This window comes from Streptomyces sp. NPDC111507, from assembly GCF_055638955.1.
Genome location: NZ_JBVKBU010000005.1, coordinates 165,386 through 183,123 on the forward strand (window position 1 = coordinate 165,386; position 17,738 = coordinate 183,123).

A 17,738-nucleotide genomic window follows, 5' to 3' on the forward strand; every position below is an offset into this window, starting at 1 on the left:
AGTCCTGTCGCTAGGTGGTTCGGTGGTGCGCCGGTCGCGCTCCGGCCGTGCGCGGGGGATCAGTCGGCGGACGGTTCGAGGGCGGTGGGGCCGTACCGGAAGTCGGGGTCGATCTGTGCGGAGAGGTCGGTGCCGGTGGCCCGGTCGGCCCAGGCGGCGGCGTTGCGGAGGTGGAAGGCGACGGCGTTTTCCTGGAAGGCCGTCCAGTCCTTGGTACGGGCGTCCAGGGCCGTCCGCATGTGGCGCAGCGCGTGGATGTTGTGCGGTTCGAGGTCGCCGTGGGGTCTGCCCTGCTCCTGGGCGCGCACCCAGGAGGAGTGCCGGACGTACGCCAGGAGGTCGTCGCCGACGTGTTCCTTGAGGAAGAGCAGGTCGTCCTCGGCGGTGACCTTGTTGCCGATCACCGCGATCGGGACGCCGAACTCCTCGGCGTGGTCGCGGTACTGGCGGTAGACGGAGACACCCTTGCGGGTGGGTTCGGCGACCAGGAAGGTCATGTCGAAGCGGGTGAACAGTCCGGAGGCGAAGGCGTCGGCACCGGCGGTCATGTCGACGACGACGTACTCGCCGGGCCCGTCGACGAGATGGTTGAGGTACAGCTCCACCGCTCCGAGTTTGGAGTGGTAGCAGGCGACGCCGAGATCGCTCTCGTCGAACTCACCGGTGACCATCAGCGGTACGCCGCCGACCCGCTGGAGGTGCGAAGTGTGCACCGGGTCGTCGCCGAGGAGGCGCAACAGGCGTGAGCCGCGGCCCGGCGGAGTGGTCTTGATCATGGCCTCGGGCGAGGTGATGCGCGGGTTGCTGCCGCGCAGGTAGGCCTTGATCTCGCCGAGTCGCGCACTGAGGGGCGGGGCGGCGAAGGTCTCGTCGTCGCCGAGGCCGAGGGCGTGGGCCAGGTGCTGATTGATGTCGCCGTCGATGGCGACGACGGGCGCGCCGGAGTGCGCCAGCTCGCGGGAGAAGAGGGCCGACAGCGTGGTCTTGCCGCTGCCGCCCTTTCCGACGAAGGCCGCGCGCATCTCAGCGCTCCGGGAGGAGCAGGCCGCGCTCGTACGCCTTGGCCAGTCGCTGGGGTACGAGGTGGGAGGCGCCGTCGACGGTGATCGGAACGAGCCGCGCCGTGGCGGCCTTCCACTGGGCGCGGCGGTGGCGGGTGTTGCTGCGGGACATCTTGCGTTTGGGCACGGCCATGTCGGTCTCCAAGGTAGGTGGACACGAGCGACGCTATCTGAAAATGGATCTCATTTCCAAGCTGGCGCGCGGGGCGCGTGCGGGAAGCGCACGGGGCATGCGCGCGACACAGAGGGCGCGCGGACAGCCGTGACGCCAAGCGGAGTTGACAGATTGTTGACCAATTCCCAGGCGAGTGGTGACCGAGGCCGCCACTATGGTCGGCCGCATGTCCTCACACCCCCCACGGACTCCGGCCCTCCCTGTCCTCCCCTACCGGAAACCGACCCGTGACCGGGACTACTGGGTCTTCGACGATGTGCTGCCCGACGTGGACGCCGTCCGGGCGCGCTGTCTCGCCAAGGACGAGTGGGCCAAGGGCTACCCGTACACCTCGGAGAGCTGGCCGGGCCTGCGGACGATGCCGGGGCTCGAACCGGGCGAACTGGCCCGTGTGGAACGGCTGGTGAAGAAGGCCACCGGCGCGAAGGAGCTGTGGGTGCAGAGCACGCCCTCCGGGGGCACGCTCAACCACAACTGCGTCCAGGTGGTCGGCAAGGACGAGGGCCAACCGCGCCCGCACACCGACTCCCGTGCGCTGTGCCGGTACGCCGCCGTGCTCTATCTCAACCCGGTCGTACCCAAGAGCTGCGGAACGAGCTTCTACCGGCAGAGCCTGCCCGGCGGCCGGCTCGGCGGGAACGTGGTGGCGGCTCCGCACAACAACCTGGTCGACGCGCTGGGTACGCGGTTCGTGGCGCCGGACTCCTTCGTCGAGGACCTCGAGGTCCCGCACCGCTACAACCGGCTGCTCCTCTACCACGCCAACCTGATGCACAGCGCCACCGGCTACTGGGGCAGCACGATGGAGGACAAGCGGATGACCGCGGTCTTCTTCTGGATGGCGTGAGCCCGCGTGCGGATGGCGTGAGTCCGCACACCGATGCCGAGCGGCCCCGGACCTTGGAGTCCGGGGCCGCTCGGCTGTGCGGGGCGGTGGTGCACGAGCTGGTGCGCGGGGTGGCGGCGGGCGCCGCCGACCGGCTCGCCGTGGGGCTGCGCGCCGGGAGCTTCGGCCTCGGGTCGATGTGGGCGGTGGTGTCGGGGGCCGAGCGGCGGCAGGTGACGGTGTTCGCGCGGATCGCCCACCGGTTTGCGGTGCACCTGATGCGGCGCGGGACCGAGGACTACCGCACCCACCGGGTCGAGAGGGAACAGTTCGCCGTTCTGCCGCACGGCGCTCCCACCGTCACCGGCTCCGGCGACTCCATCGGACTCCCGCGCGGCACCCACTGGGTCGCCGCGCCGGCCGATGCAGCGGTCCCGGGATCTGACCGTGCACGCAGGGCACTTGTCCCCACCTCTGGTACCTCGTCCTGACCGTCGGCCGTCCCCAGGAGAACTCCGCGGCAACGGTCCGGGACTGGCTGCGGGACCTGCTTGACGTCGGGACCGGGTTATGCGAACACCCTGCGCTGCCGACTGACGCAGATCGAACAGACCGTCGGTGTCAATCTCGCCGATCCCGGCATCAGGCTCGTCCTCGCCCCCCAGCTCGAGGTACGCGGCCCCGCCTGACCCACCCGTCCCGTACGACCTCGCCCTCGACCTCGGGGAACGCTGCCCGCTCGGGGAGAAACGCCCCTGACTTCCACCCGCCATTTCCGGACATGCGGGGGCTACGGCTCCGTTACAGCTTCCTCAAGTCCTGGTGTCCGGACGGTGAGCTCGTCATGATGGGCGCATGACGTTGGCCTCGCGTGCCATGACGCAACTGGCGGGCTGGCCGGACCTCGCGGAGGCCCGGCCGAGCTGCGGCACAGGGCGGGCGCTGAGTTCGGCGCAGGGCGAGATCGTGCACTTCCATTCGGATCACGATGTCGACCTGCACCTCACAGCTCGTGCCATTCACCGTTTCCAGGATCATCTCCGGGGCGCCACCGCGGTCCGGATGGTGCCCGGATCGCGGTGGGTGACCATACGCCTCGAGGTGGACGCCGACATCGGCCTGCTCCTCACCCTGGTGAGCCTCGCTCTTCAGTCCCACCAGACATGGCCGGTTCCGGGCGACTCTCCGTCGGCGGGCTGCAACGACCTCCACAGCATGGTGCTTCCGCGCGACAGCGTCGGCTGAGACGTCACCGACGTCGGTCGGGGGCGGGCGGCGGGGCTGACCACTTGATCAGCATCACGAGCGGCGGCTCCCATGTTCCCCGTGCAGTGGAAGGCGGGCACGCCGCAGATCGATGTCGCCCGGCTCCGAAGCGGCCTGTCTCAGCGCCTTCTGGGCAGCGGTACGCCGGGAAAATCCACCGTCCGCTCGGGGCGGCCGTGGAGGCGCCGGTCGACCCGTTCCACCGGCCTGGGCACCGGGGGACTTCGGACCGCGAGTTCCGCCGTCGCAGCGAGCGCCAACGGGAGTTGTTCGCCGCGTGGCGCGATGCGCCGCCGCTGGTGCGCAACGCAACTGGCCAAGACGCACCTTCCGTGCGCGTCCAGGGCGCGGATTCGGCGCGGATTCGTGGAGTCCCACGTCACGGAGCGTCTGTGCCTCCGCTTCGGGGGCACACGACGGTGGATCGGGTGCGAACGTCACCCGGTCGAAGACCGCCGCGAGGCGCCGACCCGTGGGAGTCCCGATGCCGACCGCCGTGCCGGAGAGAGCCGCAGGAGGGACTGGGGAAGGACCCGAAGCGGTCCGCCCGGGCCGCTCGTCCGTCCTGCCCCGCGGTACCGGCAGGACCGCCGCGCGCGTCGGCGTACTGACCGTCTGCCAGGCCGCCCTGATGGTGGGCCTCGGGGTCCTGATCACGGGCCCCGCCCGGAACGTGTGGCCGCTGACGGTCGAGGACAACGTCAACGAGGGACTCGCGCGGATCCGTACGGGTCCGCTCACCACTCTGTCGTACCTCGGCTCGGAGGCGGGCAACACCCTCACAGTGATCGCCCTCACCCTGCTGAGCTGTGCGGCCCTGCTGCTCATACCCCGGCTGTCGATGTGGCGTCAGGCGGTCTTCCTGGCCGTCACCGTCTCGCTCCAGTCCCTGGTGTTCCTGGTCATCACCGAGTCGGTGGACCGCACCCGCCCCAACGTGCACCGCCTCGACGCCTCCCCGCCCACGTCCAGTTACCCCTCGGGCCACACCGGCGCGGCCACCGCGCTGTATGCCGGGCTCGCGGTGCTCGTGCTGTCCCGGGTCCGCAGGCCGTGGCGCCGGCCGCTGGCCGGGCTGCTGTTCCTCGTGCCGCTGGCCGTCGGCGTCGCCCGCCTCTACCGGGGCATGCATCACCCCACGGACGTGATCGGCGGGATGGCCAACGGCGCCCTGTCCCTGCTGATCGTCGGCCGTGCCCTGTTCACCGACAGGTCCATGACCGCCGTCCCCTCGCCACGGACCGGCCACACCGGCGCGCCCGCCGGGGCCGAGGAGCGCGAGCCCGGCAGCACTGCCGTGATCTTCAACCCCACGGTGACCGGCGAAGCGACCCGCGAGAAGCTGCGACGGATCCTCGAACAACACGGCCACCGCGCACCGGCGTTCATCGAGACCACCGCCGACGACCCCGGCACCGGCCACGCGGCCGACGCGATCCGTGACGGAGCGACACTGCTCGTGGTCTGCGGCGGCGACGGAACCGTCAGGGCGGCCGCGGACGCCCTGGCCGGCAGCGGGGTACCGCTCGTCGTGGTGCCGTGCGGCACCGGCAACCTGCTGGCCCGCAACCTCGGTCTGCCGCTCGCCCCCGCCACCGCGCTCGACGCCGCGCTGTCCGGTACCCCCCACCGCCTCGACCTCGGCCGCATCGAGGGCGACGGCCTCGCCCCCACCCACTTCGTCGCGATGTCCGGGGCCGGGCTCGACGCCGCGATGCTGGAACACACCGACGACCGCGCCAAGTCCGCCGTCGGCTGGCCTGCCTACGTATTCGCCATCATCCGCTCACTGGGCACGCCTCGGATGCGGTTGGCGGTCCGGCTCGACGACGCGCCCGTCCTGCACCGTACGGCCCGGATGGTGCTCGTCGCCAACGTCGGCACCGTACAAGGCGGTCTCAAGCTCCTCCCGGCGGCCCGTCCCGACGACGGACTGCTCGATCTGCTGATCCTCGACCCGCGCGGCCCCGGTGGCTGGATGCGTGCCCTGGGCGTCCTGATGCGCGGCCGCAGATGGAACGCGCGCCCCACGACCATGGACACGCTCGTCCCCAAGGACACCGGCACTAAGGGCGTACCGGTGGAGTTCCTCACCTTCCGGCGGGCCGAACTCACCTTCGCCGCACCGCAGTCGCGTGAACTCGACGGGGACCCGGTGTCCCACGGCCGACGTCTCACCGCCGAGGTCAGGCCCGGCGCGCTGACCGTCCTGCTGCCCACCCGGGAGAAGTGAATGGGCACCGCCACCGAGGCCCCCGGGACCCGCGACATGACTGGCGCCGAACTCTCGGCCGCCGAGGCACTGGCGCCGCTGCTGCGCGACTCCCAATACGGGGCGGCCTGCGGCCGACGTCCAGGTGAACGCGCAACCCGGACAAATCCGCCTCCTGCCACAGCCGCGTAACAGCGGCCGACCAGGGCACAACTCCCGCCCCACCCCGCCGGTCGAACCTGCTGCGTCGCACACCTGCGCCGCGGCGGAACCGGTGCCGCCCGGCGTAACTCCTTTACTCCTGACCGAAGTTGGAGCTGCCCTGTGTCCAGGAAGTCCCTACCGACGCGGCTTGCCGCCACCGCCGCGCTCCTGCTCACCGCAGGCGCGCTGTCCGCGCCCGCCGCCTCAGCAAAGCCCTCGGACGCCTCCCCCGGCGACGCCTACGTGCTGACCGTGACCACCAACCCGACGAGCACCGACTACGACAACCGCCACGTCGACGTCATCGGCACCGTCACGAAGGCCGACGGCACCCCGGCGCCCCACATCCCCGTCACCATCCAGGAGGTCGTCCAATTCACCACCTGGAATCCGTGGGGCGACCCGATCGACCCCACGTACTACGAACCGCGTGACCTGGGCACGCCGGTCACCGACGCCGGCGGGAAGTTCACCGTCCCCGACGTCGACATCGACCACGTGACCGGCAGCAGCCTGCTCAACGTCCAGCACGGGGTACAGATCACCGCTCTCTACGACGAGGACGGCGACCTCAACACCCCGCAGGACGGCTACTTCGCGGACACCACCGTGGCCGCCAACGCCACGTCCAGCTCCGTCAGTTACCAGGTCAACAAGAAGAAGGTGAAGGCGGGCGACACCCTCACCATCCTTGGCAAGGTCACCCTCCCCAAGGGGGTCGAGCCCAAGGGCACCGAGGTCTTCCTGCAGACCTACTGGGAGAACGAGTACCACGTGAAGACGACCGCCGAGGACCACGGCTTCTTCGTGCTGACCGTGCGCGTCTCGCGCGACGACGACACGTTCGTGCTGCGCACGGCCCCGAAGGACCTCTACGTGTCGGGCGTGAACCAGTCGCTCCCGATCACCAACACCTCGCTCCCCCGCACGTAGCCTCCACAGGAGGCGCAGTTCTTGGGTTCAGTCGGTTGATCCCTCGGACTTGATCACCGAGAAGGGACCTCTCTGACGCAGAAACGGCCTTCGTCTGATCCTGCGCTCGGTTACCGAGGCACAGGAACAGCGCGAAGGCCGTGGGTGTGAGTCTGGTGCATCAGGGCATCCCGAGGGATGCGTTCGCGGGAGTGTCCCACTTCCGGTCAGAGGTGTACGCGCGCAAGACCTCGCGGGGCGGCGCGGCGCGGCGCGGCGCACGGAGACGGACGATCCGGTGCGGATGCCGGTCGACCTCGCGCTCGCTCCCGAACACCGTCGCGGTCACGGAGCTCCGCACGGCGGGCTCAACCAGAACAGGATCGACGTCGGCCGACCGCCCCGGGCCCCGACCGGGCCTTGGCTGCCGAGGGTGGTCTACGACCCCAAGGGCGCCGGCCACCCAAGCACGGGGGGCGAGTTCGTCTTCGGGGACCCCAGCACCTGGAACGCCGAGCGAGCCCTGACGACCCCGGACACCCGGCTCCGCGGGACCGCGACCGCGCAGGCGCGAGACCGGCTGCACCTGCCGCTCACCGAGCCCGCCGCCCTTCTGGCGCGCTTGCGCGGCGGCCGCTGCCGACGCGCAACACCGACGAGAGCTGAGTTGGCGGCGGAACAAGGCGCCGTTCAGGACTTCGTGGGCATCCGCAGCAGGTCGGCCAGCTCGGCGTCGTAGAACCGTGCGGGGTCGAACCCCATCCCGGTGAAGTGGCCGGCGAGTTCCAGGGACAGGACGCCGTGCAGGCGGGTCCAGAAGGCCAGGGCCCGGTGGAGCGTGGCGGGCGGGGCGGGGTGGCTACCCGCCCAGTCCCGGTGTTCGGCGAGGTGGGCATCGAACGGGGTCACCGGGCCGTCCGCGGACAGTTCGGCGCACGCGTCGAGCAGGGCCGCCATCATCTCGGAGGCGATCGCGGTGATGTCGTCGGGCGCGTGGTAGCCGGGTACGGGGGTGCCGTAGACGAGGAAGTACCGCTGGGGGTCGGCCAGGGCCCAGCCGCGCAGCGCGTGCGCGAGGCCGATGGGGTCGGCACCCGCGGTGCGCGCCGCGCGGAAGGTGTCGGCGAGGCTGCGGTACGCGTCCCTGACCAGCTCGGTGATCAGTTCGTCACGGCTGGCGAAGTACCGGTACAGCGCGGGCCCGCTCATGCCCATTCGCTTGGCGATCGCGTTGAGGGAGAGAGCGGACGCCCCCGCCGTGGCGATCTGTTCCCACGCACGCTCCTTGATCTCCGCACGCACCTGGGTGCGGTAGCGCTCGCGTGGCGTCGTCACCTCTGCTCCGTCCATGACCTGCCCTCCCTCACCGTCTAGTTAGAGGCTATCACGATGGTTATTGACACTCCCTCCGCGAGTGAGTTACAACTTCTAACGAACCAGAGAGTGAGTAACTCACCGCGGAGCATTCAGGCCTGGCGGGGCACTGCGCCGGCGCCGCCGTACATCCGGCTGTTTCAGGCCACTTCCACCGTAAGAACGCAAAGGAGAACGCACGTGTTTGAACGCTTGGCCGAACTTGCGATTCGCCGGTCCCGGCTGGTCCTCGTCATCGCCGTCGTGGCCGTGGCCCTCATGGGCGTGTTGGGAGCCGGCGCATTCGAAAAGCTGCGCGGAGGCGGCTTCGACGACCCCGCCTCCCCGTCCACCCGGGCCGCGAAGGTCATCGACGAGAAGTTCGGCGGAGAGACGAACCTGGTCCTGCTCGTCCAAGCCCCCGACGGCCACATCGACACCCCCGCCGCCACCCAGAGCGGACACAACCTGGTGGCCGACCTCAGGAAAGAGAAGGAGCTCACCAACGTCGTCTCGTACTGGGACACGGGCAGCCCCGACCTGCGCTCCCGGGACGGCCGCGAAGCCATGGTGCTCGCCCATGTGACAGGCGACGAGACACAGCAGCGGGAAAACGCCCGGAAAATCCTCGACGCCTACACCGGAACCCACAAGGGCGCACTCACGGTCCGGGCCGGAGGCGGCGCAGCGGTGGGCAACGACCTGTCGAAACAGGTGGTCGACGATCTGGTCCTGGCCGAGACCATCGCCATACCGCTCACCCTCGTGCTGCTCCTGTTCGTCTTCGGCAGCGTGGTCGCGGCCCTGCTGCCGTTGGCCATCGCCGTCATCGCCGTCATCGGTTCGTTCGCCCAGCTCTCCCTCCTCGGCAGCGTCACCGACGTCGCCGACACCGCGACCAACCTCACCACCGCCCTGGGCCTCGGACTGGGCATCGACTACGCCCTGCTGATGACCAGCCGCTTCCGGGAGCAGCTCGCGGCGGGGGCGAGCGTGGAGGACGCCGTACGGCGCACGGTGCGCACGGCCGGCCGCACCGTCGCGTTCTCCGCCGCGACCGTCGCGGCGGCGCTCGCGGCGCTCCTGGTGTTCCCGCAGTACTTCCTGCGTTCGTTCGGCTTCGCCGGAGTCGGTGTCGTCGCCATCGCCGCCCTCGGCACCCTGTTCGTGATGCCGGCCCTGCTGGCCGTCCTGGGTCACCGGGTCAACAGCGGGCGGCTGCCGTGGGCGAAGCCGGGGCACTCCGGCGCCCGGGCACCGATGTGGGGACGGCTGGCCCGCACCGTCATGCGGCGGCCCGCGCTCACCGCGCTCCCTGTACTCGCCGTACTGCTGGCGGCGGCGAGCCCGCTGCTGGGCATCACCTTCGGCACACCGGACGAACGCGTTCTGCCCAAGGACGCCGCCAGCCGCCAGGTCTCCACAGCACTGCGGGCGAACTTCGACGGCAGCGAGGACTCGCCCGTCAACATCGTCATCGACCAGCCCGTGAACAAGGCTCCGCTGCAGTCGTACGCGGTCGAACTGTCAGGACTCAAGGGCGTCGTACGCGTCGAGACCAGCACGGGAACCTACGCCGAGGGACAATCCACGACGACCGCTCCCGGCAACACCGCCCTCGGTCGGCCGGACGCGCAGCGCATCAGTCTGGTGAGCTCCCTGACACCGAAGTCGGACGCGGCCCAGAACCTGGTCAAAGAGGTGAGGGCACTCACCCCGCCCGCCGGGACACACGCCCTCGTGGGCGGAACCGACGCCGTACTGGTCGACTCCAAGGACTCCATCGGCGGCCGGCTCCCGATCGCCGTGGCCCTGGTCGCCCTCACCACCTTCGTCCTGCTCTTCCTCTTCACCGGCAGCGTCGTGCAGCCGCTGCGCGCACTGGTCCTCAACGTGATCAGCCTGGCGGCGACCCTCGGCGTCATGACCTGGATCTTCCAGGACGGCAACCTCTCCTCCCTGCTCGGCTTCACGGCGCAGCCGATGGAAATGTCGATGACGGTGCTGATGTTCTGCATCGCCTTCGGCCTTTCGATGGACTACGAGGTGTTCGTCACCAGCCGGATCAAGGAACTCCACGATCTGGGCAAGGACAACGAGACCGCCGTGGCCGACGGCCTCGGCCACACCGGACGCATCGTCAGCGCGGCGGCCTTCCTCCTCGCGGTGAGCTTCTTCGCCTTCGGCACCGCCAAAATCAGCTTCATGCAGATGTTCGGCCTGGGCAGCGGACTGGCCGTCCTCATCGACGCCCTCGCCGTACGCGGGGTACTCGTCCCCGCCGCCATGCGCCTGCTCGGCCACTCGGCCTGGTACGCACCCGGCTTCCTCCGCAAGCTGCACGACCGGTTCGGCCTCAGCGAAGGCGGCCCCGAACCCACACCCGTGTCGGAACCCGCAACGGCAACGTCGCCGTACGTGAAGGACGCGGCGGGAGCCTGACCACCCGACACCGCGCCGCACTGAGTGGCGGCCCGGGCTCACTGCTCGCGGCGCTGAAGCGTCGAGGGTAGTGAGCCCGGGCCGCCACACCATGCGTGCCGGTCTTTACCCGAACACCCCATTGCAGGTCGTCCCAGTGGTGTGGGCCGGCCGGCCGACGGCACCGGGCCGCTGACCCTGCCGCCGCTGGACCGGGAGCAGATCCTGTACGTACGGCGAACGGTCCTGGCCCGGTGCGCCGCGGTCGGGATGGAAGAGACCCGGGACCGCCTCCGTGGGCCGACTCGGTGGCGGCCCGGCTCTCGCTCGGAGAACCGTTCGGCGCCCGGGTGAAGAAGGAGGGTGTCCGATGCGGTCCAGTGGTGGTGTCGATACGGAAGCGGTGGGCGGAGTTCCGCCTACCCCCTTGGGCGTTGGGCTCGCCGGCAGCCACCGGACACCCGAAGGCGGTCCCGCCCCTGAAGCCGCCAAGCGCGCATGCCTCGGCCTCATCGGACCGGCCGCCGCGGCCTGGCCGTACGCAAAGACCACCCAGGGCGGCGACCATGCCTGGGAGGACTTCGCACCGGACCTTGTGGACACCATCCGCCGGGACAACCACGACCTGAACGATCTGGCTCCGGGGCGGGTTCGTGACGTGCCGCGGCCGGTTCAGCCGACCTGAGGCTCCCGGCATCGCCACGTCTGCGGCACTGCGACTCCCGGACCCGACCAGCAGCATGACCGCGCGCTCCTGAAGATCGCCGGTGCCGCCCTGACCGCGCGCACCACGACGGCGACACCTAAGTGCCGGGGCCGGTCTACTCGACCTTGACCCAGTTGAGCGTGCGGTCCACTGCCTGCCTCCAGCCCGCGTAGGCGGCGCCGAGCGCGGTGGTCTCGGCGACGACCGGACGGCTGACCGGTACGCCGAGGACGTCGGCCTGGATCTGCATGCACAGGTCGTTGGCGGTGACGCCGCCGTCGACCTTGAGTACGTCGAGGTGGACTCCAGAGTCCTGCTCCATGGCCTCGACGACATCGCGGCTCTGGTAGCAGATGGCTTCCAGGGTCGCCCGGGCCAGGTGGCCGTTGTCGTTGTACCGGGCGAGGCCGACGATCGCGCCCCGGGCGTCGGAGCGCCAGTACAGGGCGAACAGGCCCGAGAACGCCGGGACGAAGTACATGCCGCCGTTGTCCTCGACGGTGCGGGCCAGCGTCTCGCTCTCGGCCGCGCTACTGATGATCTTCATTTGGGCGCACCCCGCTGATGGGGATGGCGGCGCGCAGCGGCCGGTATGTGCGCGTCGCGCCGAACGCCTCGCGGTGGGAGGGGGGGTTGATGGTGGGCAGCATCTCCCGGGGGATGTGGAAGAAGCCCAGCAGTTCGTCGTCCCAGTCGAGGGTTTCCAGGTCCATCAGCATGGTGCGGCTGGCGTTGGTCACGCCGGTCGCGTGGATGCCGCCGTCGGGGCCGCCGGTCAGGTTCCACAGGACCCAGCAGTCCGTGTTGCCGAAGAGCGCGTGTCCCTGCTCGGCCGCTTCGCGGACGCCGTCGACGTTCTCGAGGATCCACTGGATCTTGCCGCCGGAGAACTAGATCGCCGGTGGCAAGCCTGCCTTGTGGCAGATGACGTCTCCCTGGCCCGAGCGTTCCTAGGGGCGGCCGTTGCGCGGGTCCCAGACGACCGTGGTCTCCCGCTGGTTGGTGATGCCGATCGCGGCCAGGTCGGTCGGGGACGGGTTCCCGTGCCGCAGGGCGTTGTGCATCACGGAGTCGGTGCGCTCCCAGATCTCCACCGGGTCGTGCTCGACCCACCCGGAGCGCGGAGGGATCTGGGCGTGCTCCAGCTGGTGCTTGGCGACCTCGTTGCCCGCATGATCGAAGATCACGAATCGGGTACTGGTCGTCCCTTGGTCCACCGCGCCGACGAAGTCAGCCATGAGCGCCACCTTTTCGTAGGTGTCCGTCCTTGGTGTCAGTCCTTGGGAGCGGGGATGCGGCCCGGGGGCTCAGGCTCCGCTGTCGGGAGGAACTGGCCGACGAAGAACTTGTACAGGGCCGCGCCGACCAGACCACCGACCAGGGGACCGAGGATCGGCACCCAGAAGTAGAAGTTCCCGTACTGATCTCGCCATGCTCCGCCGTACCCCGTGAGGAAACTGGCCAGACGGGGACCGAAGTCACGGGCCGGATTGATCGCGTAGCCGGCATTGGTGCCCCAGGCCATGCCGATGGCCACGACGACCAGGCCGATGATGAACGGGCCCATGTTGGCACCGGGGGGTGTGTTGAGCAGGTCCGTGATGGCCAGGATCAACAGCAGCAGGATGGCGGTGCCCATGACCTGGTCGCGAAACGCGCCCCACTCGTAGACAGGCAGGTTCGTGTTGCCGTTGGCGGGGAGCGTGGAGAACACGAACTGCGTCTTGAGGGTGTGTCCGGGGTCGGCCTTCGCCAGTGCCTCGGTGTAGTTCCATCGCACGAGGAGGGCCGCCACGAAGGCGCCGGCCGTCTGCGCCAGCGCGTAGGGCACCACCTTGCTCCACGGAAAACCCTTGAACGCGGCCAGGGCGAGGGTCACCGCGGGGTTGAGATGCGCACCGCTCAGCCGTGCCGCGACGTAGACACCCAGGGTGACGCCGAGGCCCCACGCCCAGGAGATGCTGTCGTGGTTTCCGAGGCCACCCGGTGGAGTCGTGAGCGCTCCGCCGGCGACCACCTGGGCCACCACGCCGCAACCGAAGAGGATGAGAATCATGGTGCCCGCGAATTCGGCCGACATCTCGCCCACCAACCCGGACCTGCTGAACCGCTCACTCATGGAAGCCCGCTTCCCGCCGGCTCAGGACCGGCCGTCGACTGCCCGGGTCCGCAGGGCATCAGCATAGGGCGATCAAGAAATAACCGTACAAACAGTGAAATGTCATGCACTCGAACCTGGAACGCTCACAGCCACGCGATGAGTCGTAACTCTACGTAGTGATAATAACAGGACAAATCGACATCGCCAGTGGAACGCTTCCCGCGGACCGCGACACTCTGTGACCGCGCCGGAAACGGTGGAGCTGCAACGGCCAGGACAACCAGAAGTGGACCAGCCGCTGAACGGGTGGTCGGCATCGGCGTCTCCCACGGTGACGGGGCTCCCCGTCACCCCGGTCTTCGCCGTCTCCGGCGCTGCTGCGTCTTCACGGGCTGCGCAACGCCGGTGCCCTCATGCTGCCGTGGGCAAGAGGCCCCGGATCAGGTCTTCTTGAGCTGGTCGTAGCGGCCGAGGAAGCGGGGGGCGACCACCTCCTCCAGCGAGGGGCCGGGCACGAAGGCGGTGGCCAGCCAAGGCGCCGCCGCGTCCGGGTCGGCGCCGGTGACCGGCACGGCCCAGGGGCTGGTCACCCGGCGGGCCGCCTCGACCTCACGGCGGAACCGGGCGCGGAAGTCCGGCTCGTCCGCGTACTCGGCCTGGATGACCTTGACGGCGGCCAGTGTCCCCGCCTCCGTACGGCCGAGGTAGACCACACCCATGCCGCCCGTGCCGAGCCGGGCCAGCAGCCGGTGTCCGCCGATCGTGGCGGGGTCGGTGGGGAGCAGACGCCCGCTCATCCCGGCCCCTCCAGTTCGCTCTCGGTGAGAGTCAGCATCTGCCCCACTCCCTGCTGCAGCGCGGCATCGACCTGAGTCCCGGACCGGCCCTGGAACCCCTGCCGGAGACGGCCACCGTGACCTGGCCCAGACGGCTCTGGATCCAGTAGTAGTAATAGGGGCCGCCGAGTTCGTCGCTGTAGTACTGGCCGCCCTCGGAGAGTGTGTCCTCGGCGGTGGAGTTGCCCAGCAGACCGAAGGCAGATCCCTGGGAGAGCAGTCCGGTGATCCGCTCGCTCTGGCGGAGCTGCTGGTCGGGACAGCGCAGCACCTCTTCGAGGGTCTCGGCCATCTCCCAGTCGGCGTCCTTCGCCGTTCGGTGCACGGTGACGACGGCGGCGACGCGGATCGGGCCCTTGCCGTCCTGCGTGGGCAGTTCGCTGTAGCGGGTGAGGGTGGCGAGTACCGTCGCGGGCAGTGGATCGCGCTGCCAGACGCAGTTCGCGGCGAGCGCGGGCCAGAAGCCGGGGTCACTCTCGTACGGATCGCGCTTCACGAAGCCGGGGCCCCAGTTGGCGGGGGCCGCCGCGACGGCGCGGGCCAGGCGTTCGGCCTCTGCGCGGGTCTTCGGCGCGCGGCCGAGATCGGGGGTGAAGCCCAGGCCTGTGGCGCTGGGGCTCGGGGCCGGGCTGGAGCGTGTGCCGCTGCTCGCGGTCGCGTTCTTGGAACCGGGGGGCTCGGCGGCCTCGCCACCGCCCCCTCCCGAACAGCCCGCCAATAACAGCCCGGTGGTCAAGGTGCCGCAGCAGCACAGCCGCACCCGCCTCCGATACTCCATCGCCGTCCCCCATACGCACACCCGTTCCCCGCAGGGAGCGTATCGACTGTGCCGCGACGGGACTACGGCTGTGACCGTCCACTGGATATACGTAGTCGTTTTCGGTCAGCCGCCGGCGTCGGCCGGTTCGGGCCCCGAGTACTCCCAGCACTCCGCGTACTCCCAGCACTCCACGTACGAAGATTTTGCGATCGCGCGAGGATCGCATGAACCGCTTCCCACCTGCATGAAGTCCCCTTTGTCTCTATGTACGGTCGGCCGGTAACTCCGCGTTCACCAAGCTTCTCTTCCTCACCGTTCTACGCGCGTGCTGTCATGCACGTGCCCACCGACCCCCGGGTGGACATCAACTCGACTAGGAGCCACGCATGTTGTGGAAGGTCCTCGGCCGCGCGGGTGTCACACTGGCCGCCGGCGCCGCCGTGCTCGCCACCGCCGTCCCGGCGAACGCCGCTAGCTACTCCGCGTTCGCCTTCTCGCAGAGCAGCAGCCAGCCGGCCATCTACGACTTCATCAACTCGGCCACCGTCTCCCTCGACATGACCATGTACGAGCTGGAGGACACCACCGCCGTCAACGACCTCATAGCCCTGAAGAACAAGGGCGTCACGGTACGGGTGATCCTGGATGGCGCGCACAAGTCCGCCAACCAGTCGGCGTACAACGCCCTGACGAGCGCGGGCGCGGGCGTGGTCTGGTCCTCGTCCACCTTCGTGTACACCCACCAGAAGACCGTCACGGTGGACGGCGCCAAGTCGCTGATCCTCACCGGCAACCTCACCTCCCAGTACTACCCGACCGGTCGTGACTACGGCGTGTTCGACGACGACAGCCGCGATGTCGCCTCGATCGAGAAGGTCTTCAACGCGGACTACACAGGCACCGCGATCACCCCGACCGACGGCGATCACCTGCTCTGGTCCCCCACCGACTCCCGCAACCGCCTGCTGTCCCTGATCAACGGCGCCACCACGACGCTCGACGTCGAGGAACTGGAACTGAGCGACAGCGCGGTGGTCAACGCCATCGTGGCCAGGGCGCAGTCGGGCGTCACCGTACGGGTGGTCCTGGAGAGCCCCTCCAGCTACTCCAGCGAGGTGTCCGCGATCAAGGCGGCCGGTGGCGCCGTCGTCGGCTACTCCGACCCCAACGGCTTCTACATCCACGCCAAGGCGATGGTCGCCGACTACGGCCTGTCCACCCAGAAGGTGGAAGCGGGTTCCATGAACATCAGCAGCAACTCGCTGAGCAACAACCGGGAACTGGGCATCATCCTCACGGGCACCGGCGTGGCCCAAGCCGTTGCCACCACCATCGAGACCACCTTCACCAGCGACTACTCGGGCGGCACCACCGCCTAGAACCCGCCAGGAGAGCGCTGGTCACAGCGACGCTTCGCGTACTGCGACCAGCAGGGGCGGCTCGTCGCCGTTCACGGCGGTGAGGTGGGGCGCAGACGCGTAAGACCGGCCGAGGCATGCGGCATCGGCCCGGATTCGCCCCGGGCCGCGCAGGGACCGGTACGTCCAACTGCTCGCGCTGTACGGCCAGATGCAGCGCCGAAGGCCACCGCGGCCACATACCCTCGACCGATGGACAAGATCACTGTACGGCTGAAGGCGGACGCCACTCCGTCAGCCCCCGCTCTCATCCTGCGCCCCTGGAGCCCGGCGGACGCTGCCGACCTGGTCGAGCTGTATCAGGACGACGCCATGCGCCGATGGACGAGCTCAGCCGTGACCGACGAGGCCAGCGCGGCACGGTGGATTCAGGACCAGCGACAGGGATGGGAGACGGGAGACCGCTTCGGATTTGCCATCACGGAAGCCCAAGCCGTAGACGTGGAGGGACAGTTGGTGGGCCACGTGATCCTCAAGAACGTCGCCCCGGGCACTTCGTCCGCCGAGGTCGGCTACTGGACCGCGGCACATGCGCGCGGCCGGGAAGTGGCGCCCCGAGCACTGCGGGCGCTGACGCACTGGGCCTTCACCGCCTTCCCCGATGACGGACCAAAGCGCCTTGAACTCTTGCATCAAATGGACAACACGGCGTCATGCCGCGTCGCGCAGAAGTGCGGGTACGAACTGATCACGCTCCTGCCCGCGGCACCACCCGCCTACCCCCTCGCCGCCCACGTGCACGTACGGGAGCGCGACCGCTGACCCAGCCGGGCCGCCGCCCTGGCACTGCTGCTGACGGCTCCGCCATGGGGAGAACAGCCGGTCAAAGACGTGTCATTACCCGGATCAGGTCGGCGACCGCGCGCAGTCGGCTCTCCGACGGCCAGGCGATCACCGTTGTCACGGGCGGAGCATCCAGGACCGGCACGGCGGCGAGATCCCGGCGCAGGTCGGTGCCGGCGGACTCGGGCACGATCACGGTGGTACGGCCGAGCGCGATCAACTGGTAGAGCTGTGTCAGGTTCCGTACCTCTGCCCCTGGTCCCTCCGGAGACCTCCAGACCGTGCGGCGGCTGGTGGAGACCAACGTCATCGGCGTCATCCGGGTCACCAACGCGATGCTGCCGTTGCTGCGCCACTCGGCGCACCCGCGGATCGTCAACCAGTCCAGCCATGTCGGCTCTCTGGCCCTGCAGACCACGCCCGGTGTCGACCTCGGAGGCATCAGCGGGGCGTACGCGCCGACGGAGATCTACCTCAACGCCGTCACCATCCAGTACGCCAAGGAGTTGAGCGACACCAACATCTTGATCAACAACGCCTGCCCCGGACACGTGGCCACCGACCTCAATGGGTTCAGCGGCACTCAGACCCCTGAGCAGGGCGCGGTGATCGCCATCCGGTTGGCGCCTCTGCCCGACGACGGCCCTACCGGCCGGCTGTTCGACGACAAGGGAGTCGTACCGTGGTGATCTTCCGATGTGTTG

Annotated in this window: 16 protein-coding genes and 4 pseudogenes; 12 read left to right on the plus strand and 8 right to left on the minus strand. The window is 69.4% G+C overall.

Going from position 1 to position 17,738, the window contains the following annotated elements; translation table 11 throughout:
• Positions 1-59: 59 nt before the first annotated feature.
• Together ACZ7M2_RS21915 and rpmF are read right to left on the minus strand one after the other, a co-directional pair.
• The gene (locus ACZ7M2_RS21915) at positions 60-1,022 is read right to left on the minus strand and encodes an ATP-binding protein (protein ID WP_471596666.1); all 963 of its coding nucleotides are present in this window, start codon (positions 1,020-1,022) and stop codon (positions 60-62) included.
• Position 1,023: 1 nt separating this feature from the next.
• Positions 1,024-1,194 (minus strand): 50S ribosomal protein L32, encoded by a 171-nt coding sequence (gene rpmF, locus ACZ7M2_RS21920; protein WP_352045231.1) that lies wholly within the window; start codon positions 1,192-1,194, stop codon positions 1,024-1,026.
• A gap of 208 nt (positions 1,195-1,402) precedes the next feature.
• On the opposite strand from rpmF, the gene ACZ7M2_RS21925 reads away from it, so the two are divergent.
• The 7 genes from ACZ7M2_RS21925 (at position 1,403) to ACZ7M2_RS21955 (ending at position 7,395) form a co-directional block, all read left to right on the plus strand.
• A complete protein-coding gene (locus ACZ7M2_RS21925) occupies positions 1,403-2,083 on the plus strand; it encodes a DUF6445 family protein (protein ID WP_097289449.1) in 681 nt (226 codons plus the stop codon).
• 17 nt (positions 2,084-2,100) lie between these two features.
• The gene (locus ACZ7M2_RS21930) at positions 2,101-2,553 is read left to right on the plus strand and encodes a hypothetical protein (protein WP_471596667.1); all 453 of its coding nucleotides are present in this window, start codon (positions 2,101-2,103) and stop codon (positions 2,551-2,553) included.
• A 60-nt stretch (positions 2,554-2,613) separates the two neighbouring features.
• The gene (locus ACZ7M2_RS21935) at positions 2,614-2,751 is read left to right on the plus strand and encodes a hypothetical protein (protein WP_471596668.1); all 138 of its coding nucleotides are present in this window, start codon (positions 2,614-2,616) and stop codon (positions 2,749-2,751) included.
• 166 nt (positions 2,752-2,917) lie between these two features.
• Positions 2,918-3,307 (plus strand): luciferase domain-containing protein, encoded by a 390-nt coding sequence (locus ACZ7M2_RS21940; protein ID WP_471596669.1) that lies wholly within the window; start codon positions 2,918-2,920, stop codon positions 3,305-3,307.
• 505 nt (positions 3,308-3,812) lie between these two features.
• A complete protein-coding gene (locus ACZ7M2_RS21945; RefSeq protein WP_471596670.1) occupies positions 3,813-5,561 on the plus strand; it encodes a bifunctional phosphatase PAP2/diacylglycerol kinase family protein in 1,749 nt (582 codons plus the stop codon).
• Positions 5,562-5,864: 303 nt separating this feature from the next.
• The gene (locus ACZ7M2_RS21950; protein WP_471596671.1) at positions 5,865-6,677 is read left to right on the plus strand and encodes an acyl carrier protein; all 813 of its coding nucleotides are present in this window, start codon (positions 5,865-5,867) and stop codon (positions 6,675-6,677) included.
• A gap of 283 nt (positions 6,678-6,960) precedes the next feature.
• The gene (locus ACZ7M2_RS21955; protein WP_471596672.1) at positions 6,961-7,395 is read left to right on the plus strand and encodes a hypothetical protein; all 435 of its coding nucleotides are present in this window, start codon (positions 6,961-6,963) and stop codon (positions 7,393-7,395) included.
• Here ACZ7M2_RS21955 and ACZ7M2_RS21960 read toward each other — a convergent pair.
• Positions 7,347-8,006 carry a TetR/AcrR family transcriptional regulator gene (locus ACZ7M2_RS21960; RefSeq protein WP_471596673.1) on the minus strand — a complete coding sequence of 220 codons (660 nt, stop codon included), beginning with the start codon at positions 8,004-8,006 and terminating at the stop codon, positions 7,347-7,349. The two genes, ACZ7M2_RS21955 and ACZ7M2_RS21960, sit on opposite strands and share 49 nt — an antisense overlap.
• 204 nt (positions 8,007-8,210) lie before the next feature.
• Here ACZ7M2_RS21960 and ACZ7M2_RS21965 point away from each other — a divergent pair, with 204 nt between their 5' ends.
• Together ACZ7M2_RS21965 and ACZ7M2_RS21970 are read left to right on the plus strand one after the other, a co-directional pair.
• Complete coding sequence (locus ACZ7M2_RS21965) at positions 8,211-10,451, plus strand: MMPL family transporter (RefSeq protein ID WP_471596674.1); 2,241 nt, start codon at positions 8,211-8,213, stop codon at positions 10,449-10,451.
• A gap of 349 nt (positions 10,452-10,800) precedes the next feature.
• Positions 10,801-11,115: a hypothetical protein gene (locus ACZ7M2_RS21970; RefSeq protein WP_471596675.1), complete on the plus strand. Its 315-nt coding sequence runs from the start codon at positions 10,801-10,803 to the stop codon at positions 11,113-11,115.
• A 136-nt stretch (positions 11,116-11,251) separates the two neighbouring features.
• Here the strand turns inward: ACZ7M2_RS21970 and ACZ7M2_RS21975 are convergent.
• The 4 genes and pseudogenes from ACZ7M2_RS21975 to ACZ7M2_RS21990 form a co-directional block, all read right to left on the minus strand.
• A pseudogene (locus ACZ7M2_RS21975) lies at positions 11,252-12,374 on the minus strand (FGGY family carbohydrate kinase).
• A 35-nt stretch (positions 12,375-12,409) separates the two neighbouring features.
• Entirely contained in the window at positions 12,410-13,255 is an 846-nt protein-coding gene (locus tag ACZ7M2_RS21980; protein WP_471596676.1) for an MIP/aquaporin family protein, read from the minus strand.
• A gap of 464 nt (positions 13,256-13,719) precedes the next feature.
• Positions 13,720-14,022: pseudogene (locus ACZ7M2_RS21985) on the minus strand (bifunctional serine/threonine-protein kinase/ABC transporter substrate-binding protein); the annotation flags it as partial.
• A 43-nt stretch (positions 14,023-14,065) separates the two neighbouring features.
• The gene (locus ACZ7M2_RS21990) at positions 14,066-14,851 is read right to left on the minus strand and encodes a hypothetical protein (RefSeq protein ID WP_471596677.1); all 786 of its coding nucleotides are present in this window, start codon (positions 14,849-14,851) and stop codon (positions 14,066-14,068) included.
• 368 nt (positions 14,852-15,219) lie between these two features.
• Here ACZ7M2_RS21990 and ACZ7M2_RS21995 point away from each other — a divergent pair, with 368 nt between their 5' ends.
• Entirely contained in the window at positions 15,220-16,212 is a 993-nt protein-coding gene (locus ACZ7M2_RS21995; RefSeq protein WP_471596678.1) for a phospholipase D-like domain-containing protein, read from the plus strand.
• A gap of 231 nt (positions 16,213-16,443) precedes the next feature.
• Entirely contained in the window at positions 16,444-17,013 is a 570-nt protein-coding gene (locus ACZ7M2_RS22000) for a GNAT family N-acetyltransferase (RefSeq protein ID WP_471596679.1), read from the plus strand.
• A gap of 61 nt (positions 17,014-17,074) precedes the next feature.
• Here ACZ7M2_RS22000 and ACZ7M2_RS22005 read toward each other — a convergent pair.
• A pseudogene (locus ACZ7M2_RS22005) lies at positions 17,075-17,302 on the minus strand (LysR family transcriptional regulator); the annotation flags it as partial.
• Position 17,303: 1 nt separating this feature from the next.
• On the opposite strand from ACZ7M2_RS22005, the pseudogene ACZ7M2_RS22010 reads away from it, so the two are divergent.
• A pseudogene (locus ACZ7M2_RS22010) lies at positions 17,304-17,723 on the plus strand (SDR family NAD(P)-dependent oxidoreductase); the annotation flags it as partial.
• Positions 17,724-17,738 lie beyond the last annotated feature (15 nt).